Origin of the sequence: Neptuniibacter sp. QD57_21, from assembly GCF_047778075.1 — a bacterium.
In the GTDB taxonomy this organism is placed as follows: Bacteria; Pseudomonadota; Gammaproteobacteria; order Pseudomonadales; family Balneatricaceae; genus Neptuniibacter.
This window is the reverse complement of sequence record NZ_CP180549.1, coordinates 2,193,981-2,218,361: the sequence shown is the minus strand read 5'-3', so window position 1 is coordinate 2,218,361 and position 24,381 is coordinate 2,193,981. Positions and strand designations below refer to the sequence as shown.

11 protein-coding genes, 1 tRNA gene and 1 other RNA gene are annotated in these 24,381 nt (G+C 43.9%); all 13 read left to right on the top strand.

Annotated elements, in window-relative coordinates; translation table 11 throughout:
* The first annotated feature begins 44 nt into the window (after nt 1-44).
* The 13 genes from tolQ to ACMXYS_RS09775 all read left to right on the top strand — a co-directional run bounded on the left by tolQ (nt 45) and on the right by ACMXYS_RS09775 (nt 24,381).
* Complete coding sequence (gene tolQ / locus ACMXYS_RS09835) at nt 45-713, top strand: protein TolQ (protein WP_415891016.1); 669 nt, start codon at nt 45-47, stop codon at nt 711-713.
* A gap of 13 nt (nt 714-726) precedes the next feature.
* Nucleotides 727-1,143, top strand: a complete 417-nt coding sequence (gene tolR / locus ACMXYS_RS09830) for a protein TolR (protein ID WP_415896387.1) — start codon at nt 727-729, stop codon at nt 1,141-1,143.
* Between the two features lie 3 nt (nt 1,144-1,146).
* Nucleotides 1,147-2,043, top strand: a complete 897-nt coding sequence (gene tolA, locus ACMXYS_RS09825) for a cell envelope integrity protein TolA (protein ID WP_415896386.1) — start codon at nt 1,147-1,149, stop codon at nt 2,041-2,043.
* A 46-nt stretch (nt 2,044-2,089) separates the two neighbouring features.
* Complete coding sequence (tolB, locus tag ACMXYS_RS09820) at nt 2,090-3,397, top strand: Tol-Pal system beta propeller repeat protein TolB (RefSeq protein ID WP_415896385.1); 1,308 nt, start codon at nt 2,090-2,092, stop codon at nt 3,395-3,397.
* 97 nt (nt 3,398-3,494) lie between these two features.
* A complete protein-coding gene (gene pal, locus ACMXYS_RS09815; RefSeq protein ID WP_415896384.1) occupies nt 3,495-4,007 on the top strand; it encodes a peptidoglycan-associated lipoprotein Pal in 513 nt (170 codons plus the stop codon).
* Nucleotides 4,008-4,010: 3 nt separating this feature from the next.
* Nucleotides 4,011-4,814, top strand: coding sequence for a tol-pal system protein YbgF (gene ybgF, locus ACMXYS_RS09810; protein WP_415896383.1), 804 nt, complete (start codon nt 4,011-4,013; stop codon nt 4,812-4,814).
* An 18-nt stretch (nt 4,815-4,832) separates the two neighbouring features.
* On the top strand, nt 4,833-5,516 hold the full coding sequence (gene queC / locus ACMXYS_RS09805) for a 7-cyano-7-deazaguanine synthase QueC (protein ID WP_415891024.1): 684 nt from the start codon (nt 4,833-4,835) through the stop codon (nt 5,514-5,516).
* Nucleotides 5,517-5,566: 50 nt separating this feature from the next.
* A tRNA-Lys gene (locus tag ACMXYS_RS09800) sits at nt 5,567-5,642 on the top strand.
* Between the two features lie 39 nt (nt 5,643-5,681).
* Nucleotides 5,682-5,804, top strand: a non-coding RNA gene (locus ACMXYS_RS09795) — RtT sRNA.
* A 323-nt stretch (nt 5,805-6,127) separates the two neighbouring features.
* Nucleotides 6,128-7,180, top strand: a complete 1,053-nt coding sequence (nadA, locus tag ACMXYS_RS09790; RefSeq protein ID WP_415884271.1) for a quinolinate synthase NadA — start codon at nt 6,128-6,130, stop codon at nt 7,178-7,180.
* A 161-nt stretch (nt 7,181-7,341) separates the two neighbouring features.
* On the top strand, nt 7,342-9,564 hold the full coding sequence (locus ACMXYS_RS09785) for a type I secretion system permease/ATPase (protein WP_415896382.1): 2,223 nt from the start codon (nt 7,342-7,344) through the stop codon (nt 9,562-9,564).
* A gap of 145 nt (nt 9,565-9,709) precedes the next feature.
* Nucleotides 9,710-11,152 carry an HlyD family type I secretion periplasmic adaptor subunit gene (locus tag ACMXYS_RS09780; protein WP_415896381.1) on the top strand — a complete coding sequence of 481 codons (1,443 nt, stop codon included), beginning with the start codon at nt 9,710-9,712 and terminating at the stop codon, nt 11,150-11,152.
* 380 nt (nt 11,153-11,532) lie between these two features.
* On the top strand, nt 11,533-24,381 hold the full coding sequence (locus ACMXYS_RS09775; RefSeq protein ID WP_415896380.1) for a calcium-binding protein: 12,849 nt from the start codon (nt 11,533-11,535) through the stop codon (nt 24,379-24,381).

The window sequence follows — 24,381 nt, the reverse complement described above, 5'->3', positions numbered from 1 at the left end:
TATCCTGTACCAAATTTTTAGAGGGAAGTGCTGTGGTCGAAAAAATGTCGATCTGGAGTCTGGTTGCCGACGCAAGTATCGTGGTTCAACTAGTAATGTTAATGCTTTTATTAGCGTCAGTACTTTCTTGGGTGATGATCTTTCAACGCCAATCGGTGTTAGGTAGTGCGCGTAAATCACTTCGTAACTTTGAAGATCGCTTCTGGTCTGGTGTCGATCTTGGCCAACTTTTCCGTGAAATTAATCACGAACCAAATTCTGACTGTGGTGCCGAGAATATCTTTCGTGCTGGTATCAAAGAATATACGCGTCTAACTCAGCAAGCGGGTTATGATCCCGATTCAGTAATGGACGGTGTACAGCGTAGTATGCGTGTAGCCCTAGCACGGGAAGAAGATAAGCTAGAAAAGCACCTGCCATTCCTTGCAACAGTAGGTTCTACCAGCCCTTATATCGGCCTTTTTGGTACCGTATGGGGGATTATGAACTCCTTCCGTGGTTTGGCGAATGTTCATCAAGCAACATTGTCCGCTGTAGCACCTGGTATCGCTGAAGCCTTGATCGCTACAGCGATTGGTCTATTTGCTGCGATTCCAGCCGTAATTGCTTATAACCGCTACTCTGCGCAGGTTGAGTATCTGTTAGGTAACTACGAAACCTTTGCTGACGAATTCTCTTCTATCTTGCATCGTCGTATGCACGCATCCAACTAAGCGGGTGTGATCGATGATCAGACGGCATAAGAAAAAACGTAAGTTAAACGCTGATATCAATGTAGTGCCTTACATTGATGTCATGATGGTGCTCTTGGTGATCTTTATGGTGACGGCACCCATGCTGACGCAAGGCGTTAATGTTGATCTGCCTAAAGCAGCGGCGGAGCCTGTCGATGACGAAGATAATGAACCGGTTATCGTGACGGTTAATTCAGAAGGTGAATACTTTATCGATATTGGTGGTGACCCTAAAGAAGCGGTTACGGCTGATGTTGTTCAGGATCGTGTGGCTAAAATTTTAGCAAGTAACCCCAAGAAAATGCTGCTGGTACGCGGTGATCGTAATGTAAATTACGATTCGGTTGTGCAGTTGATGGTTTTGCTACAGAAAGCAGGCGCGCCGAGCGTAGGCTTGGTGACGGAGTAGGGGTTGATTTTGCGACCGGGTAGTTATCTTCTTCCTACAGTCCTTGCTGTCATACTTCATATATTTGTTGTGGTTTTGTTGGCACAGAGCTGGTTTGAGCACAAAGAGGAGGAGCGTAAAGTCCCTCGTCATGTTCAGGCGCAGATTGTCGACCTGACCACGCTATCTGCTCAGCGTAAAAAAGCCTCTGAAGCTAAGGCCAAGCAGAAGGCGGATCAAATCCGCAAAGCTGAAGAAGATAAGAAGCGTAAAGCGGACGAAAAGCGTAGGCAGGAAAAAGCTAAGAAAGAAGCTGAAAAGAAAAAACAGCTAGAGAAAAAGAAAGCTGAGGCTGAAAAGAAGCGTAAAGCTGACGAAAAACGTAAAAAAGAAGCAGCTAAAAAGAAAGCTGAGCAAGATCGTTTAAAGAAAGCCGCAGCTGAAAAAAAGCGTAAAGCCGACGAAAAGAAACGTAAAGACGCTGAGAAAAAAGCGGCCGAAGAGAAGAAAAGAAACGCTGAAGCTGCAGCGAAAAAACAAGCAGAAGAAAAAGCACGTAACGAAGCACTAATGCAGGCGTTACAGGCTGAAGAGGCGGCTCTGCAAGCTGAAGAACAGCGTGCTGCTGCGATGAGTTATGAAGCGTATATAGTTTCACAGATTACCCGTAACTGGCGTCGATCACCGACTGCACGAAATGGTATGGTTGTAGAAATTACCGTACATTTCTTGCCATCAGGTCGTGTGAATGATCTGTATGTAAGTAAATCGAGTGGTGATGCTCGCTTCGATAACGATGCTTTACGTGCGATTGAGCGTGTACAAGTATTTGAAAAACTTCAGGAGATGGATTCGATTGTGTTTGATCGCTATTTCCGTAAGCGTGTATTGCGTTTCCGTCCTGAAGATCTACGGAATTAAGCCTGTTTTAAATTGGTATGGCGGCTATGTGTTTAAGGAGAACTAAATGAACAGAGTTTTACAGCGAGTATTAGCTACATTTGCGCTGTTGTTTTCGGTTTCCGTAATCGCTGAAGGTGATTTGGCTATCGAAATTACCCAAGGTATTGATGAGCCAACGCCGGTTGCTGTAGTGCCGTTTTCTTGGGATGGTAGTTTCGCTCTGCCAGAAGATATTGCGCAGATTGTATCTGATGACTTAGGCCGTACCGGTCTGTTCTCGATGATGGATCGCCGCAATATGCTGAGCTTTCCAAACAAACGTGATCAGGTTTACTTCCGCGATTGGCGCGTGAGCAAAACTGAGTTTCTATTAATTGGACGTCAGTTGCCATCAGAGGGTAAAGAGCTAAAAGTAGAGTTTGAGTTGTACGATGTACTGAAAGAGCAGCAGCTACTTGCGGAGCGTGTATCAGGTAACCAAGCGAATATGCGTGATATTGCTCACTATATCTCGGATATGGTGTACGAAAAGCTAACCGGTGTTCGCGGTGCATTCTCAACTCGTATCGTTTACGTAACAGCTCAGCAGTTTGGTGGTGGTAAAGGTCGCTATCGTTTGAAGATGGCTGATTCCGATGGTGCGCGTCCAATTACCATTCGTGAACAGAGCGAGCCGCTAATGTCTCCGGCTTGGTCTCGTGATGCGTCTAAATTGGCGTATGTGTCTTTTGAATCCGGTAAGCCTGCTATCTACATTCAGTATTTAGCAACAGGTAAGCGTGAAAAGGTTCAGTCGTTCCGAGGCTTGAATGGTGCGCCTGCTTGGTCACCTGACGGTAATAAACTTGCGATAGTGTTATCTAAAGATGGTAACCCTGAGGTTTATGTTCTAGACCTGCGTTCTCGTAGCCTGGCACGAATTACTCACCATTATGGCATCGATACGGAACCTTCTTGGTCGCCTGATGGTCAGTCACTTATCTTTACCTCTGACCGTGGTGGTCAGCCGCAGATCTATCGTATTCATCTGCCAACACGTCAGTTAGAGCGTGTAACTTATGAAGGTAACTATAACTCCCGTGGTCGTTTGACTCAGGATGGTCGTTTCTTGGCGATGGTTCACCGTGGCGTAGATAACGTATTCAGAATTGCAGTTCAGGATCTTAAAACGGGTCGTTTAGATATCCTGACCGATACATTTTTAGATGAGTCCCCAACCATTGCGCCTAATGGCAGCATTATTCTGTATGCTACGCAAAAAGGTGTAAGAGGGGTCTTGGGCGGCGTTACCTTAGATGGTGGTGTGCGCTTCATTTTACCGGCAAGTAGTGGTGACGTTAGGGAACCAGCATGGAGCCCCTACTTGCAATAAAAGTTTATAGACATTAACTTATGTTCAGATTTGGACATGGCGGCATTCAATAATATTTTGCTTGCTGGGAAGACCAGCAAATATACAGGAGTGATCAATGCGAGCTTCCAACGTAACTAAAGCAGCTGCACTAGCGCTATCCGTAGCATGGGTAGCAGGTTGTTCTACAGGTGGTTCATCTACTGAAGGTGGCGCAACTACAGGTACTGATACAGGCACTACACAAGGTGTTAATCAGGGTTCAGTTTCCGGCTCTTCTATGGATTCTGTTGCTAACCTACAAACTGTTTTCTACTTCGATTTCGATAAATCAGTAGTTAAAGCAGGCGGCTTTGCTGATCTAGAGAAGCATGCAGCTTACCTTGCTGCTAATCCATCAGTTCAGGTTGTGCTGGAAGGTCATGCCGATGAGCGTGGTACTCGTGAGTACAACATCGCATTAGGCGAGCGTCGTGCTAAGGCGGTTTCTCGTTTTATGCAGGTTAACGGTGCATCTGCTTCTCAGATCGAAACTGTTAGCTTTGGTGAAGAAAAGCCAGCGAATTTGGGCCACAGCGAATCTAGCTGGAGCCAGAACCGTCGTGTGGAACTGAAGTACGTATCTCGTTAATTTATGACTTCGAACTCTACCGTTCTTTCTACTGCATTAGCGCTGGCGATCAGCGCTAATGTTGTAGCAGAAGAAGTACCCGTTATTGAGTTGGGTGTTGGCGATTCGCCTGCCAATGTTCAACAACCTTCCTACAATGCTCACTCGGCTTCTAAAAACAGTGAACTGATACTTATTGTCCAGCAGTTGCAGGACGAAGTGCGTTCTCTACGTGGTCAAGTAGAGCAGCAAGATTACCGTCTAAAGCAGATGGAACGCCAGCAGCTAGAACGCTATCGTGATCTAGATGGTCGTATCACCGCTTTAAGAGATCCTGCTTTAACACCGCCAGCTACAACTGGTCAGTTAGGTGCTGATAACGCGCCTGTGTTAGAGGGCGATTCGTCGGTATCTAGACCGCAAGTGCCAGCAGATGTAGCGCCTCTAGCGCCATCAGCGGGTGATGCACAGGCCTACCGAGAAGCCTTTGGTCTGGTTAAGCTAAGAAACTTCCCAAAAGCTGCTGAAGCATTCTCTGCTTTTGTGAAGGATTACCCGCAAAGTGTACGTCTACCTAATGCTTATTACTGGTTGGGTGAGATTCATTTAGCTGAGCAAAAGCCTGAACAAGCGCGTGAATCATTCGTGCAGGTGTTAACCCAGTTCCCGGATAACCCTAAAGCACCGGATGCAGCGTATAAGCTTGGTATCATCTACAATCAGTTAGGTGACATGGCTAAGGCAACTGAATACCTTGATCTGGTAATCAATAAATACCCTGATTCTGATGCAGTTCGCTTAGCTAAAGAGTTTAAGCGTCAGCTCTAATCAATCTTTGGAATACACATGAATTCTTCTGCTTCAAAAAAAGCAGTGGTGTTGCTGTCTGGTGGTCTGGATTCGGCAACAGCGCTGGCAATGGCTGCTGAACGCGGCTACAGCTGTTATGTATTGAGCTTTGATTACGGTCAGCGCTCTTTAACTGAGTTAAACGCGGCTAAGAAAATTGCCAAGCAACTGAATACGGCCGAGCACCGTGTTATTCGTCTTCACTTAGAAGACTTTGGTGGCTCAGCACTAACAGACCACAGTATCGATGTTCCTGAAGAGGAAACCGACGAAATTCCGGTGACCTACGTTCCGGCACGAAATACGGTTTTCATGTCCTTGGCGTTAGGTTGGGCAGAAGTGCTAGAAGCTGATGCGATCTTTATTGGTGTAAACGCAGTCGATTACTCTGGTTACCCTGATTGCCGCCCAGAATATATCGCTGCCTTCGAAACCATGGCTAATCTTGCGACTAAGCGTGGTGTTAGCGGTGATCCAATCAAGATTGAAACACCACTAATCGACCTGACCAAAGAAGAGATCATCCAAGAGGGTACTCGTCTGGGTGTTGATTACGGTTTAACGGTTTCTTGCTACCAAGCAGACGATGAAGGCCAGGCGTGTGGTGCGTGTGACAGTTGTCGTTTACGTGCAAAAGGCTTTGTTGATGCTGGCTTGGAAGATCCAACCCGATATCAATAAAAAAGCCTTGCTTTTGCATTAAGGATACGTAAAATACGCGTCCTCTGTGTGGGTCGTTAGCTCAGTCGGTAGAGCAGTTGGCTTTTAACCAATTGGTCATAGGTTCGAATCCTATACGACCCACCACTTAAAATCTCCAGCCTATGTGCTGGTTTTTTTATGCCTAAAAGATACTCGTTGTATAGGATGAGAACCGTTAAAGGTTCGATTCGGAAGGCGAAGCCTGTAGAAAACAGCGGAGCTTGCGACGCTGGCCCGAAGGGCAAAGTAATCCTATACGACCCACCACTTAAAAACTTCAGCCTTCGAGCTGGTTTTTTTATGTCTGAAGATCAGCACGGCTTCGCCGTTTAGGACGCCACTTTGTGGCTAGAGGACGCAGCTGCGCTGCTAGAGATCGCTTCGCTTGTAGAAAAAGACTTAGCGTTGCGTTTAGCAACTCACTTGTTGCATTCTAGTTATCACTTTTTATCAGCCAGTAAGTAACTTCTAGCTACTAGTATCTCTATGTTATACTACGTCCCCTAATTTTTATCTGGGTGATCCTCAGGTAATAAAGCTACCTAGGTGAGCAGGTAGTCGATCAGTACAACTTATGAGTATTACGTCACATGTTGAGCCAACAGGATATTTCAGATCGCATCCTCGTGCAGGAGCACTTCGCTAAAGAACACTTGCCTCTAGATATGACCATAGAGCAAGTTGAAGAGTATAAGCAGAAGATCAAAAAACTGCTTAAAGAGAAAGATGCTTGTCTGGTAGCGCATTATTACACCTCAGCAGTTTTGCAGCAGTTAGCTGATGAAACGGGTGGCTGTGTATCTGACTCTTTAGAGATGGCGCGTTTTGGTAATGCTCATTCTGCTAGCACGTTGGTTGTTGCTGGTGTTAAATTTATGGGCGAAACGGCTAAGATCCTTACGCCTGAAAAGCGCGTAATTATGCCAACAATTGAAGCGACTTGTTCTCTTGATATTGGTTGTCCAATCGAAGAATTCTCCGCATTTTGTGATGCTCATCCGGACCACGAAGTGGTTGTTTATGCTAATACTTCTGCCGCAGTAAAAGCGCGTGCCGATTGGGTGGTGACTTCCAGTATTGCACTACAAGTTGTTGAGCACTTGGCGGATCAAGGTAAAAAGATTATCTGGGCGCCAGATAAGCACCTAGGCACTTACGTACAGCGTCAAACAGGTATTGAGATGCTGATGTGGGATGGCGCTTGTATCGTACACGAAGAGTTTAAAGCGCAGGGTATTCTAGATCTTAAAAAGGTTTACCCAGATGCTGCGGTACTGGTTCACCCAGAATCACCAGATTCGGTCGTAGAGATTGCGGATGCGGTCGGCTCTACTACGCAAATTATCAATGCTGCACGTGATCTGCCAAATGAGCAGTTTATCGTTGCGACGGATAAAGCGATCTTCTACAAAATGCAGCAAGCAGCGCCTGGTAAGCAGTTTATCGAAGCGCCTACCGGTGGTTCTGGTGCAACTTGCCGAAGCTGTGCCCACTGCCCTTGGATGGCGATGAACGGTCTAGAGAGCGTGCTTCACGCACTAGAAACAGGGCAAGATGAGATTCATGTCGATGAATCCTTAATCGTCGATGCGCGTAAGCCTCTACAGCGAATGCTCGATTTCTCGGCAGAGCTGAATAAGTAAATTAGAAACCCGCGAAAGCGGGTTTTTTTATTGCGTGCGTTTTGGGTGGGTGTATAAATCGGTAGTCCCTAAGGTTGGATCTGTCAAATCAAAAGTTGTAATTATTTTGGTGATTGCTTATCCTTGTTGATATAAATCAACAAGGATAAGTTGTCGCCAGTATGGAAACACAGGCAGAGTCTGTAGTAGACACAGGTCTACGTTCGCTAATTACCATTGCACGTTTTCACCAGTTACCCGCTGAAGAGCCTCAGATTCAGCATCAATTTGCTGTACCCGGCGAACACTTTAGCAGTACTGAAATTCTCCGTGCTGCAAAATCTTTAGGGTTTAAAACCCGTCAGTCCCAACTCACATTTAATAAACTCAATAACGCTGTTTTACCTGCTATCTTGCAAGGTAAAGATGGCCAGTATTTTGTTTTAGCCAAAGTTGCGCAAGCCTCCGAGTTAAGTGGTAATGAGGTCGATCAGCCTGACGGCGATCAATCTCAATTGGGGCAGGGCAAAGCGCTGGTCTTGTTTGCAGATAAAAACCAACCGGATTCATTGACTGAGGATGAGCTCAATGAGATCTGGAACGGAGAAGTGATTCTGATTAGTAAGCGGGAAGGCCTGCTTACCAGTTTTAAAGAGTTTGATATTAAGTGGTTCATACCGGCGTTATTAAAATATAAAAAGTTCTTTGCAGAAGTTTTTGTAATCTCCTTCTTCCTACAGTTGTTTGCGCTAGCAACACCGCTCTTATTTCAGGTGGTAATGGATAAAGTCCTAGTGCATAGAGGCTTTACCACGCTTGATGTATTGGCCTTTGGATTTGTCGCCATTGCTATATTTGACGCGATTTTGGGTGGTTTACGTAATTACGTATTTGCTCATACTACGAACCGAGTGGATGTAGAACTTGGAGCGCGGTTATTTAACCATCTTGTCTCTTTGCCGCTGTCCTACTTTGAATCACGACAGGTCGGTCAAAGTGTGGCGCGTGTGCGTGAACTGGATACTATCCGTAACTTTATTACCGGTACTGCGTTAACACTGGTGATCGATCTGTTTTTCACCATCGTGTTTTTTGCGGTGATGTGGTTTTACAGTCCTACCTTAACCATTATTGTTCTGCTGACGATTCCATTTTATATAGCACTTTCTATTTTTATCACGCCGATACTACGCCACCGTTTGGATGAAAAATTTAAGCATGGCGCAGAAAATCAGGCATTTCTGGTTGAGTCTGTTACCGGTGTGGAAACGCTTAAAGCGATGTCGGTTGAGCCGCAAATGCAGCGTAAGTGGGAAGATCAGCTGTCTAAATATGTCACCGCTTCCTTCCGTACCCAAAACCTCAATAACATCGCTAACCAGATTGCTGGTTTTATCAGTAAGGTCACTACGGTGTTGATTATTTGGTACGGTGCACATTTGGTAATTGATGGTCACCTTACCGTTGGTCAGCTTGTGGCCTTTAATATGATTGCTGGGCGTGTTTCTGGTCCGATTCTTAAGCTTGTTCAGCTTTGGCAGGATTTCCAGCAAGCGGGTATTTCAGTCAAACGCTTGGGTGATATTCTCAATACACCAACGGAGCCGGGGTATAACCCTAACCGCAGCACATTGCCACAACTACAAGGTAAGGTGAATTTCGAGCATATAAACTTCCGTTACCGTCCAGATGGGCCGCGTATACTGAATGATATCTCGCTACAGGTTAAACCGGGCGAGGTGATAGGTATTGTCGGCCGTTCTGGATCAGGTAAAAGTACCCTTACTAAGCTCATACAACGTATGTATGTGCCAGAAGGCGGTCGTGTGATGATTGATGGTGTAGATCTAGCAATGGTCGATACCGCATGGCTGCGTCGTAATATCGGTGTAGTTCTGCAAGAGAACTTCCTGTTTAACCGCAGTGTGCGTGAAAACATTGCCTTAGCTAACCCGGGGCTGCCAATGGAGGCCGTGGTGCAAGCGGCTAAGTTGGCGGGGGCGCATGAGTTTATCTTAGAGCTACCAGAAGGCTACGATAACTCTGTAGGTGAGCATGGCTGCAATTTGTCGGGTGGTCAACGCCAGCGTATAGCAATAGCTCGAGCATTGATTACTAATCCTCGTATCCTTATTTTTGATGAAGCGACCAGTGCGCTGGATTATGAATCCGAACGGATAATCCAGCACAACATGGCTTCAATCTGTAAAAACCGTACGGTATTTATCATTGCGCACCGCCTTAGTACGGTACGTCAATGTGATCGCATTATCGTGATGGATAAAGGTCGTATCGTAGAGAGTGGTAACCATGATGCCTTGATTAAACAACAAGGGTATTACCATCAGTTACATAGTATGCAAAGCGGTATAGGTAAGCCTTTAAGGCCGGTTGAAAGTACTTAGATCATCTAGAAGGTAATGCCTTTACTGTCATTTCAGCGAAAGCTGGAATCTATACCTAGAGAGTAAAGAGAAAGCTTCAAGCTTCTTAGGGCCTTGCGCAAAAGGCTGATAAAACGGATTAACGCTGTATCAGGGAATAAACAGCATGAAATGGATGAATTCACTAAAACAACGCTGGGAAGAGCGTTCTACCATGGGCGATAACGACCTAGCCCGTCAGGAACTGGCTTTCCTTCCAGCTGCGCTTGAGATCAAAGAGAAACCACCGCACCCGGCCAGCCGCATAACCGCATGGGTGCTACTGGCACTGTTCACGATTGGTCTTGTTTGGGCTTGTCTAGGTGAGGTCGATATTGTTGCGACAGCAGAAGGGAAAATTATTCCTTCAGGCCAAGTTAAACAGATCCAGCCGTATGAGCGTGGTGTTGTATCAAAAATATTAGTAAAAGACGGCCAAATTGTTAAAGCTGGTCAAGCACTGATCGAATTGGACCGAGGGCAAACCAGTGCAAACCAAAAGCGTTTTGAACAAGAAATTATTCAAAACCGTCTTAATCATCAGCGTTTAACTTACTTTAAAGCCTATTTGGATCAAGCCTTCGCTGCTGCGCAAAACTCCACTCAGCCACAGCAATTGGTACAAACTCCTGATCTTCTATCCATAGAAACTAAAATTTGGCCTGAAGCTCCGGAATACCAACAACAGCAGCAAGCGTTATTGCTCATTCAACAACAAGAAAACTATCGCGCAGAACAAGCGCGTATCGATCAGCTCCTGATTGATAAAAAGGCTGAACAGCAAGTTAACTTTGCGCTGATAAACAAGCTTAAAGGCACGCTTCCGCTCATTAGTCAGCGTGTATCTGCCCTTAAAAAAATGATGCAGAAAAAGATGGTGGCTAAGGTTCAGTACCTGGAGCTTGAGCAACAACGGGTAGAACAACGGCAAGACCTCATTGGTGCAAGAGCACGTAACCAACAGTTATTAGCCCAGATAGACGAACTCAAACAGCAGCGTAAAGGTTTAATTGCTCGCTACCGTAGTGAAAACTTGCAAGAGCTCCTACAAACAGACCGTGAATATCTAACCCTCCAAGAAGAGTTGAATAAAGCTAAAGATTTGAATAAGAAGCAGATTCTTACATCTCCGGTCGATGGCATTGTGCAAGAGTTGGCTATCCATACCATCGGTGGTGTTGTCACAGAAGCACAGCCGCTAATGAAAATCGTACCTGAAAACCAGCAGCTGGAAGTTGAAGCGTGGTTAGAAAATAAGGACATAGGTTTTGTTTATGCCGATCAAGTCGCAGAAGTAAAAGTTCACACTTTCCCATTTACCAAATACGGCGTAATTGATGGCCGTGTAGAAACTATCTCGACCGATGCCACTGTAGATGAGCAAAGAGGGCTTATATATAAAGCCAAGGTTTTGTTAGCGAAAAATAGTTTAAACGTTGATGGAAGAAATGTTGAGTTAGTGCCGGGGATGGGTGTAAGTGCGGAAATTAAAATAGGTAAGCGCTATTTGATTGAATATATTTTGGCACCTTTGTTGAGATATAAAGATGAAAGTTTGGTTGAAAGGTGATGGTTTACTTTATTTTTTTGGTTTTCTCTTTTGTGATTGCTCTTTATTTGTTAACAGAGCCAGTAAATTTAAAGAAGGTTAGTATAAATACATGGTTTGTACTTATTTCGGTATTAATTTTTTTGTTTTGTACTGTTGGGTATGAAATTTCATATTACAAAGGAATGAGTTCATCAGAAGGGTGTTTTGAAAGTAGGTCTGAGGGCCGTAATGTTGGAGTCTATTTTTTGATCGATGGTGAGCGCTATTTCTTTAAAACATCATCGAGAAGTAGATTTAATAGATTGAATATAGAAGTAAGCGAATGTTACGAACTTAAATATCATGAATTCATGAAAGTAAATTATTTAATTGACTATGAATTGATTAAGGAAGATTAAATGGCCAGTTCTATTGTTAGTGCTAATGCTGTAAAAGATGTGATGGTTGGAGCTGCAGAAGGTTCTGTTAAAAGTAGTCAATATATCGACTCGGTGATATTAGGTAGCCATAGTGATCCTTATCATGCTGCTCTTAATTATGCGACAGGAGCTGTTGTTATTGGGGAAACGGCATTAACCTCTATGAGCAGAGTGAATCCGGTTACTTCAATTGCTGTAGATGTTACGTCTTTAACAAATGGTATTCGAAACGCAAACGAAGAATTAAAGGACAAAAAAGCTATCCAATATAGTACTTTGCTATCTATCGAATCAGATGTGGCAGGGTTGTTGGCAGCTGGCGCAGTTGTCACTGCAGGGATAGTAACAGGACCTGCTTTGGTTGTGCTTGCTTTAGGAGTTGCTGTTGCAGCTACAACGGTAAGTTTAACATTAGCTGCGGGTTCTGTAGTGGTTGAAGGCTCAGTTCCTGATGGCTTTCAGTCGACAATAGCGTCGAGTATAGAATCTTTATTAGCCTTAATACATGAGATGGAATCTGTTGTTGGTGATTTCGAATCAGTATTAGAACAAATAGAGCAAGAGCGAGAGGAAATATTTGATGAATTTATTAATGAGACATTACCAGATATAAGAAATGATTCATTATTGAATTATGTGAATTCACTCAGAGAAGAAGCTGACTTAATTGGTGTTGATTATCAAGATTTAGAAATTGAGATTGAAAGCGCAGCATTGGATTTAGGTTATAAGAAAGGTCTATTTGAGCAACAATCTGTTGTTTTAATGGATGCTATAAATAAAGCTGAACTGTTTAAAAATAAAATGGTTGACGGTCTTGATGTTTATAATCAAAACTTTATAGATTATCTGGATGTTTTTTCAGGGTACTATGATCCGGAATTAGATTCTTATATTGATGGAGAAGTTAATGTTCAGCTTGAATCTATCTCCAATGATTATTTGATGTTGGCAAAGGAATATGTAGGAGCTGAGCTTTTATCTTTACATGAGGGCGACGTTGATGCGCTGATAGCTCAAAGTAAATTTGAATCATCAGTGTTTATCAATTCTGAACTTGAAATTATTGGTGAAACAGATGTGCTGGGTTTTGTAACTAAAGTATCGAAAGAAGTCGATGAGTTGAAATACCCCGAAATCAATAAGTCCAAAATAGCTTTCGATAATTCAGATAGTAATATAATCCTAAAAAATAAATTGGATACTTATAAGTCAAGTTTTGAAAGGTCTGTTCAGGAAATTGCGAATGTTACTAAAAATCAAGTTAGACTCTATGTGAGAAATAAACTTGAGTCTGATGCTAAGAACGATTTGTCTACAATTATTAATGGCCTTTTAGTGGTTGTTTCAAATGCTGTTGCTGCTGAAAAAACTGAAGTGGTTACCGACGATTCTTTGGTTAAAATCAATGATTGGGAGCGGGGAGCTTTATCACTGATTAATCTTGCTGCTCATAATGAATCTATCGATACCCTGTCTGATAGTGCGGTAGATAATGCCGATAGAGATATAAAACTCTCTGCCTATATAGAAAATGCAGAAACTAATCTTACTAATTTAATTAATCAAAAGATTGTAGAGCTAGATGCAATTTCAGATGGTGAGCAAGGGGATTCTCCAGCGCTAGCCGATTTAACTCACGACGATGATGAAGTTGAAGGCACTGATGAGCGTGATTTATTAAATGCTTTGGGTGGTAATGACTTAGTACATAGCTTGGGTGGCAATGATTATATTCAGCTTGGACAGGGAGATGATGAAGCCTACTCCGGTTCTGGGGATGATACAGTCGATGGTGGTAGTGGTAACGACTATATAGATACTGGGAGTGGTAACGATAGTGTTACTGGTGGTATTGGTCGTGATCAAATAAAAGGTGGAAGTGGTAACGACTACCTTAGTGGTGGTGATGACAACGATATCATTCATGCTGGTTCAGGCTTGGATACATTAGAAGGAGGAGTTGGTGCAGATGTTCTCTCTGGAGGGGAGGATGACGACGTTATCTATGCGAATACTCAATCAGATTTAACTTCGATACTACAAGCTAACGGACAAAATTCTGCTGCTGTAACAGATTGGCTTTCTGGTGGGGCTGGAAATGATTTATTAGTTGGCGATCAAGCAACAAATGGTATAGCTGGCGGCGAAGGTGATGACACTATCTACGGTGGTGGAGGTAGAGATTTTATTCACGCTGATTCAGGTGCGGTTGCATACGATGGTGACTGGTTAGTTGAAGATATTAATGGTTACACCTTAAGAACACAGGGATCTTGGAATGTTGTACAGTATGGAAACGATACAATTTTCGCTGGCTCTGGAGATGACTTCGTATCTGGACAAGGTGGAGATGATTTCATCAATGGTGGCGAAGGTAATGATGAATTACTAGGGGATGACCTTATAACCACGGCCTCTGGAAATATTGTCGAAGGCTCAGCCCATGGAGAGGATTACATTGTCGGTGGTGCAGGTGATGACAGTATCTATGGCGGTGGGCGTGCCGATACTCTGGAAGGTGGGGAAGGCGATGACTTTATCGCAGGTGACTCCAAATCTGTTGATGAGGTCTTTCATGCGGATGACTGGGTCTTTGGTGGTGACGGTAGTGACACTATCTTAGGACAAGGTGGAAGCGATTATCTTTATGGTGGTTCGGGAGACGATGTCATTTATGGTGATCATGATGGTCATTCTGAGAATAATATTGGTGACGACCAGCTTTATGGTGGTGCAGGTGACGATACACTCATTGGAGAATCCGGTGATGATGAGTTAACTGGCGGGACAGGTGTCGATTACCTTGAAGGTGGTTTGGGAGATGATACCTACCTTTTTGAGCTAGGTGATGCGCTACTTGTAGACGGTGTTGCTGACAGTGTAACGGACATCTACGGCGAAAATAACACGATTGTTTTTGGCTCCGGTATCAATTTTGATGATGTCTCTCTTGAGTTTCGAGACGAAGATCTATTACTTACCTATTTCAATGAAGCTATATGGATTAATAACGGTGCAAATGGTGTAGTTAGCTCCTTTAAATTTGCTGACCGCACGAACCCAATCGACTTTGAGAGCTTGGTAGAGGAGAAGCTATCTTTATCATCTCCTTCTCCCGATAGTGGCAGCGATTCAGGCAACGGTGATTCGAGTAGTACTGATTCTTCCAATAATTCCGATGGCAATGTAAGTGGCACTGTCACTGAACTTGGCTCCATTTTATTTGATGGGCATGATTTAGTTGCGACTTCTTACAATGATTTATTGGATTTACTAGCTCAGTATTCAGATGCAGAAATTAGCGGTTTAAAACTTGATTTTATATGGGGGGGGTTAAACTTTGGCGGCGTATTAGCTGGACATGGTAGCTCTACACTCGCTAGTGGTCAGCCAGTTATATCTTTAGATATACGTATGACAGACGGTCAATTCGCCGGTAACAAAATTAGATTGCGAGTGCGGTGTGCTGATACAGCTGAAAATGCAACAAATGAAACGGGTGATTCAGGAGCTGCTACTGGTGATTCGGGTACTACTTCAGATACAGATAATGATGGAACAGGGACGAGTACTAATGATTCTGAAACAGATGCTGAAGGTTCCCAAAGTTCAGGGACAGGTGAAGCGACTACTCCTACTGCTGGCAATGAAATTGACTTCGAATATGAAGACAGAGGCGACCTTCTCGAAGAGGCAGTTGACAAGCAGAACAATCTAGATCCTTCTGATGCTTTTGCTGAAGCCAAGACAAAAGGTTCTCCTATTGCGATTGACTTAGATCGCGATGGAGTTATTGAAACCCTTTCTCATAAACAAGGTATTCATTTTGATGTTGATGCCAACGGTTTTGCGGAACGCACAGGGTGGATCGATAGCGACGATGCTTTATTAGTCAGAGATCTAAACAATGATGGTCTGATAACGTCTGGTAGTGAACTCTTTGGTAATAATACAGTAATTGAGAGCGGTACTAAGGCTGCCAATGGTTATGAGGCACTTAAGGAGTTAGACCTCAATGATGATGGTGTAGTGGATTTGGATGAAGCCGCAGCTGCGGGTCTTAAGTTATGGCGTGACCTTAATAGCGATGGTAAAAGCCAAGAATGGGAAATGACCACGCTTGATAATGCCGGCATCCAGTCTTTAAACACCAATTATTCAGACATATTAATTGATGACGGCAAAGGCAATACACTAGAGCAAATAAGTACAGCAACAGCAGCTGATGGCAGTTCAGTTGATACTGCAGACGTTTGGTTTAGAGTGAATTTAACTGATACGGAAGAAGTTGATTTACTAGAGTTAAGTGATGAGATAAAAGCGCTTCCTGACGCACATGCGTTTGGTAATGTTCATAGCCTACAACAGGCAATGGCTAGAGATGACGTGCTTAAAAGTATGATCTTAGACTTCATCGAACTGTCGCCGGCTGAGCGTCTGTCATCGATGAATGACATAATTTACCAATGGACTGGTGTATCTGATGTCGACCCAAATAGTCGTGATGAATACGGCAGGGTTTATATGGATGGTAGGAAGGTTGCTGCCCTAGAAAAATTGATTGGTAGGCCTTACTCAAACAACATTGGTCAAGATCATGTTCAAGGCCCGCAAGCTGCTGGTGTTCTCTCGACTGAATTTAATCGATTCAAACAGTATGTCTATTCTCAAATTATAAGCCAGGTTGAGTACTCAGAGGCATTCGATAAAATTCAGCTCAATTTTAATAATGAAGCTCTTTCTTATAGTCCTAATTTTTCTCTTTTGCGTGAAGATCTTGTGAAGCATCATGAGCTGGGAGATGAGACGTACGTAAAAGGCGTAATTAAGACACTTATTGGTATTTCATCTTATTCCACGACTTTTGAAAACAGTTTAGACATTATCAAATTTGATCCTGTTTTATATGAATATTCTCATGAGTTAATTTTAGGTACGGATGAAAACGATATTCTTAAAGGTACATTTGGGAATGATTCTTTAAAGGGTAATGACGGCGACGATGTAATAAACGGAGGATCTGGAAACGATTACATTGTTGGCGGATTAGGTGATGATATTCTTAATGGTGATCATGGATCTGATATTTATATTTTCAATCGTGGTGATGGGCAAGATCAAATAAGTGATCCAACTAAAAGTAATAACGATAGGATTATATTAGGTGATGGTATTTTGCGTGAGCATGTATCAATTTACCGAAATGATGGGGATATCGTATTAGACATAGCTGACCCTGATGGTATCGCATCAGACAGACTCACATTGAAATATGCATTTTCTTCAAGTACCGAATTATATCGTATAGAACGAGTTGCTTTTGCTGACGGGTCATTGCTCACTCATGATGAGTTATATCGTGAAGCTCAGAACATGTACGGTACTGAAGGCAACGATAGTCTCGTTGGTTCAAATAAAGTTGATTATATCTATGGCTATGGTGGCAATGATGTTGTCCAAGCCGGTTCGGGTGGTGATTATCTCTACGGTCATGAAGGAGATGATACGCTGAAAGGTGAATCCGGAAACGATCGTATTACTGGCGGTGTCGGTAACGATAATCTTCAGGGTGGTGATGGTAGCGATACCTATTACTTTAACCGCGGAGATGGCCAAGATGTGATTAAAGATACTTCCACATCAGGCACAGATAAGATCATCTTCGGAGAAGGCATTCTTAGAGAGCATGTGACGATTACGCGTTCGGGCTACGATATTGTCCTAACGCTCACAGATCCTGCAGGCCTAGCAACGGATAGCCTTACCCTCAATAATGCTCATAACTCGACCAGTGCTGCTTACCGTATCGAGGAGGCTCATTTTGCTGATGGTACTGTTCTGACGCACGATGAAATGTATCGTGAAGCTCAGAACATGTACGGTACTGAAGGCAACGATAGCCTCGTTGGTTCAAATAAAGCTGATTATATCTATGGCTATGGTGGCAATGATGTTGTCCAAGCTGGTTCGGGTGGTGACTATCTCTACGGTCATGAAGGAGATGATACGCTGAAAGGTGAATCAGGAAACGATCGTATTACTGGTGGTGTTGGTAACGATAATCTTCAAGGTGGTGCTGATAGCGATACCTATTACTTTAACCGCGGAGATGGTCAAGATGTGATTAAAGATACTTCCACATCAGGCACAGATAAGATCATCTTCGGAGAAGGCATTCTTAGAGAGCACGTGACGATTACGCGTTCGGGCTACGATATTGTCCTAACGCTCACAGATCCTGCAGGCCTAGCAACGGATAGCCTTACCCTCAATAATGCTCATAACTCGACCAGTGCTGCTTACCGTATCGAGGAGGCTCATTTTGCTGATGGTACTGTTCTGACGCACGATGAAATGTATCGTGAAGCTCAGAACATGTACGGTACTGAAGGCAACGATAGCCTCGTTGGTTCAAATAAAGCTGATTATCTCTTTGGTTATTCTGGCGATGATACCTTGAAGGGTGAATCCGGAAATGATCGTATTACTGGTGGTGCCGGTAACGATAATCTTCAAGGTGGTGCTGATAGCGATACCTATTACTTCAACCGTGGTGACGGTCAAGATGTGATTAAAGATACTTCAACATCTGGTACGGATAAGATCGTATTTGGAGAAGGTATTCTGCAAGAACACATCAATATCCAGCGTTCAGGAAACGACATTCTTCTGACGATCACTGATCCAGAGGGTGTGGCGACAGACAGCATTAAGTTGATCAGTGCTTTCACATCGACTAGCGCAGCTTATCGAATTGAAAAGGTTCAATTTGCTGATGGTTCGTTGCTGACTCATGATGAGTTATATCGTGAAGCTCAGAACATGTATGGCACAGAAGGCGATAACAGTATGACAGGTTCTTCTGCGATTGATTATATGTATGGTTACGCGGGCAACGATACCCTGAAAGGCGGTAGTGGCTCAGACCGAATTACTGGCGGATTGGGTAACGATCATCTTGAAGGTAGCAGTGGTAGTGATACTTACTACTTCAACCGTGGTGACGGTCAAGATGTGATTAAAGATACTTCAACATCTGGTACGGATAAGATCGTATTTGGAGAAGGTATTCTGCAAGAACACATCAATATCCAGCGTTCAGGAAACGACATTCTTCTGACGATCACTGATCCAGAGGGTGTGGCGACAGACAGCATTAAGTTGATTAGTGCTTTCACATCGACTAGCGCAGCTTATCGAATTGAAAAGGTTCAATTTGCTGATGGTTCGTTGCTGACTCATGATGAGTTATATCGTGAAGCTCAGAACATGTATGGCACAGAAGGCGATAACAGTATGACAGGTTCTTCTGCGATTGATTATATGTATGGTTACGCGGGCAACGATACCCTGAAAGGCGGTAGTGGCTCAGACCGAATTACTGGCGGATTGGGTAACGATCATCTTGAAGGTAGCAGTGGTAGTGATATCTACTACTTCAACCGTGGTGACGGTCAAGATGTGATTAAAGATACTTCCACATCAGGCACAGATAAGATCATCTTCGGAGAAGGCATTCTTAGAGAGCATGTGACGATTACGCGTTCGGGCTACGATATTGTCCTAACGCTCACAGATCCTGCAGGCCTAGCAACGGATAGCCTTACCCTCAATAATGCTCATAACTCGACCAGTGCTGCTTACCGTATCGAGGAGGCTCATTTTGCTGACGGGACGGTGCTTACACACGATGATATGTATTTGGCTACTCAAAGTATGTATGGTACTGAGAGCAATGACACGCTAGTAGGATCCTCCGCAAAGGATTATATCTATGGCTATGGTGGCAATGATGTTGTCCAAGCTGGTTCGGGAGGTGACTATCTCTACGGTCATGAAGGAGATGATACGCTGAAAGGTGAATCAGGAAACGATCGTATTACTGGTGGTGTTGGTAACGATAATCTTCAAGGTGGTGCTGATAGCGATACCTATTACTTTAACCGCGGAGATGGTCAAGATGTGATTAAAGATACTTCCACATCAGGCACAGATAAGATCATCTTCGGAGAAGGCATTCTTAGAGAGCACGTGACGATTACGCGTTCGGGCTACGATATTGTCCTAACGCTCACAGATCCTGCAGGCCTAGCAACGGATAGCCTTACCCTCAATAATGCTCATAACTCGACCAGTGCTGCTTACCGTATCGAGGAGGCTCATTTTGCTGATGGTACTGTTCTGACGCACGATGAAATGTATCGTGAAGCTCAGAACATGTACGGTACTGAAGGCAACGATAGCCTCGTTGGTTCAAATAAAGCTGATTATCTCTTTGGTTATTCTGGCGATGATACCTTGAAGGGTGAATCCGGAAATGATCGTATTACTGGTGGTGCCGGTAACGATAATCTTCAAGGTGGTGCTGATAGCGATACCTATTACTTCAACCGTGGTGACGGTCAAGATGTGATTAAAGATACTTCAACATCTGGTACGGATAAGATCGTATTTGGAGAAGGTATTCTGCAAGAACACATCAATATCCAGCGTTCAGGAAACGACATTCTTCTGACGATCACTGATCCAGAGGGTGTGGCGACAGACAGCATTAAGTTGATCAGTGCTTTCACATCGACTAGCGCAGCTTATCGAATTGAAAAGGTTCAATTTGCTGATGGTTCGTTGCTGACTCATGATGAGTTATATCGTGAAGCTCAGAACATGTATGGCACAGAAGGCGATAACAGTATGACAGGTTCTTCTGCGATTGATTATATGTATGGTTACGCGGGCAACGATACCCTGAAAGGCGGTAGTGGCTCAGACCGAATTACTGGCGGATTGGGTAACGATCATCTTGAAGGTAGCAGTGGTAGTGATATCTACTACTTCAACCGTGGTGACGGTCAAGATGTGATTAAAGATACTTCCACATCAGGCACAGATAAGATCATCTTCGGAGAAGGCATTCTTAGAGAGCATGTGACGATTACGCGTTCAGGAAACGACATTCTTCTGACGATCACTGATCCAGAGGGTGTGGCGACAGACAGCATTAAGTTGATCAGTGCTTTCACATCGACTAGCGCAGCTTATCGAATTGAAAAGGTTCAATTTGCTGATGGTTCGTTGCTGACTCATGATGAGTTATATCGTGAAGCTCAGAACATGTATGGCACAGAAGGCGATAACAGTATGACAGGTTCTTCTGCGATTGATTATATGTATGGTTACGCGGGCAACGATACCCTGAAAGGCGGTAGTGGCTCAGACCGAATTACTGGCGGATTGGGTAACGATCATCTTGAAGGTAGCAGTGGTAGTGATATCTACTACTTCAACCGTGGTGACGGTCAAGATGTGATTAAAGATACTTCCACATCAGGCACAGATAAGATCATCTTCGGAGAAGGCATTCTTAGAGAGCATGTGACGATTACGCGTTCGGGCTACGATATTGTCCTAACGCTCACAGATCCTGCAGGCCTAGCAACGGATAGCCTTACCCTCAATAATGCTCATAACTCGACCAGTGCTGCTTACCGTATCGAGGAGGCTCATTTTGCTGACGGGACGGTGCTTACACACGATGATATGTATTTGGCTACTCAAAGTATGTATGGTACTGAGAGCAATGACACGCTAGTAGGATCCTCCGCAAAGGATTATATCTATGGCTATGGTGGCAATGATGTTGTCCAAGCTGGTTCGGGAGGTGACTATCTCTACGGTCATGAAGGAGATGATACGCTGAAAGGTGAATCAGGAAACGATCGTATTACTGGTGGTGTTGGTAACGATAATCTTCAAGGTGGTGCTGATAGCGATACCTATTACTTTAACCGCGGAGATGGTCAAGATGTGATTAAAGATACTTCCACATCAGGCACAGATAAGATCATCTTCGGAGAAGGCATTCTTAGAGAGCACGTGACGATTACGCGTTCGGGCTACGATATTGTCCTAACGCTCACAGATCCTGCAGGCCTAGCAACGGATAGCCTTACCCTCAATAATGCTCATAACTCGACCAGTGCTGCTTACCGTATCGAGGAGGCTCATTTTGCTGATGGTACTGTTCTGACGCACGATGAAATGTATCGTGAAGCTCAGAACATGTACGGTACTGAAGGCAACGATAGCCTCGTTGGTTCAAATAAAGCTGATTATCTCTTTGGTTATTCTGGCGATGATACCTTGAAGGGTGAATCCGGAAATGATCGTATTACTGGTGGTGCCGGTAACGATAATCTTCAAGGTGGTGCTGATAGCGATACCTATTACTTCAACCGTGGTGACGGTCAAGATGTGATTAAAGATACTTCAACATCTGGTACGGATAAGATCGTATTTGGAGAAGGTATTCTGCAAGAACACATCAATATCCAGCGTTCAGGAAACGACATTCTTCTGACGATCACTGATCCAGAGGGTGTGGCGACAGACAGCATTAAGTTGATCAGTGCTTTCACATCGACTAGCGCAGCTTATCGAATTGAAAAGGTTCAATTTGCTGATGGTTCGTTGCTGACTCATGATGAGTTATATCGTGAAGCTCAGAACATGTATGGCACAGAAGGCGATAACAGTATGACAGGTTCTTCTGCGATTGATTATATGTATGGTTACGCGGGCAACGATACCCTGAAAGGCGGTAGTGGCTCAGACCGAATTACTGGCGGATTGGGTAACGATCATCTTGAAGGTAGCAGTGGTAGTGATACTTACTACTTCAACCGTGGTGACGGTCAAGATGTGATTAAAGATACTTCAACATCTGGTACGGATAAGATCGTATTTGGAGAAGGTATTCTGCAAGAACACATCAATATCCAGCGTTCAGGAAACGACATTCTTCTGACGATCACTGATCCAGAGGGTGTGGCGACAGACAGCATTAAGTTGATCAGTGCTTTCACATCGACTAGCGCAGCTTATCGAATTGAAAAGGTTCAATTTGCTGATGGTTCGTTGCTGACTCATGATGAGTTATATCGTGAAGCTCAGAACATGTATGGCACAGAAGGCGATAACAGTATGACAGGTTCTTCTGCGATTGATTATATGTATGGTTACGCGGGCAACGATACCCTGAAAGGCGGTAGTGGCTCAGACCGAATTACTGGCGGATTGGGTAACGATCATCTTGAAGGTAGCAGTGGTAGTGATACTTACTACTTCAACCGTGGTGACGGTCAAGATGTGATTAAAGATACTTCAACATCTGGTACGGATAAGATCGTATTTGGAGAAGGTATTCTGCAAGAACACATCAATATCCAGCGTTCAGAAAACGACATTCTTCTGACGATCACTGATCCAGAGGGTGTGGCGACAGACAGCATTAAGTTGATCAGTGCTTTCACATCGACTAGCGCAGCTTATCGAATTGAAAAGGTTCAATTTGCTGATGGTTCGTTGCTGACTCATGATGAGTTATATCGTGAAGCTCAGAACATGTATGGCACAGAAGGCGATAACAGTATGACAGGTTCTTCTGCGATTGATTATATGTATGGTTACGCGGGCAACGATACCCTGAAAGGCGGTAGTGGCTCAGACCGAATTACTGGCGGATTGGGTAACGATCATCTTGAAGGTAGCAGTGGTAGTGATACTTACTACTTCAACCGTGGTGACGGTCAAGATGTGATTAAAGATACTTCAACATCTGGTACGGATAAGATCGTATTTGGAGAAGGTATTCTGCAAGAACACATCAATATCCAGCGTTCAGGAAACGACATTCTTCTGACGATCACTGATCCAGAGGGTGTGGCGACAGACAGCATTAAGTTGATCAGTGCTTTCACATCGACTAGCGCAGCTTATCGAATTGAAAAGGTTCAATTTGCTGATGGTTCGTTGCTGACTCATGATGAGTTATATCGTGAAGCTCAGAACATGTATGGCACAGAAGGCGATAACAGTATGACAGGTTCTTCTGCGATTGATTATATGTATGGTTACGCGGGCAACGATACCCTGAAAGGCGGTAGTGGCTCAGACCGAATTACTGGCGGATTGGGTAACGATCATCTTGAAGGTAGCAGTGGTAGTGATACTTACTACTTCAACCGTGGTGACGGTCAAGATGTGATTAAAGATACTTCAACATCTGGTACGGATAAGATCGTATTTGGAGAAGGTATTCTGCAAGAACACATCAATATCCAGCGTTCAGGAAACGACATTCTTCTGACGATCACTGATCCAGAGGGTGTGGCGACAGACAGCATTAAGTTGATTAGTGCTTTCACATCGACTAGCGCAGCTTATCGAATTGAAAAGGTTCAATTTGCTGATGGTTCGTTGCTGACTCATGATGAGTTATATCGTGAAGCTCAGAACATGTATGGCACAGAAGGCGATAACAGTATGACAGGTTCTTCTGCGATTGATTATATGTATGGTTACGCGGGCAACGATACCCTGAAAGGCGGTAGTGGCTCTGATCGAATTACCGGTGGGTTGGGTAATGATTATCTTGAAGGTGGCAGTGGTAGCGACATTTACTACTTCAATCAAGGTGATGGTCAGGACACCGTCAAGGAAAGTTCTAGTAGTTCAAACGATCAACTAGTGTTGGGAGAATCAATCTCTTATGACAACGTTTGGTTTAGTCGTTCTGGGAATGATTTGGTGATTGATTTCAACTCTTCGACTGATCAGGTGAAAATACAGAGTTGGTACTCTAGCAGTAGCTATGAGGTTGAACAGATCAAAGCTTCAGGGAATGTGCTGGATCATTCCAAAGTAGATGCTCTGGTTCAAGCCATGGCTCAATTTGATGCACCGAATGGCGTTGGTGAGGAGATTCCTCAGAATGTTAAGGATCAATTGCAGCCGGTATTAGCGTCTAGTTGGCAGCCGGTTAGCTAA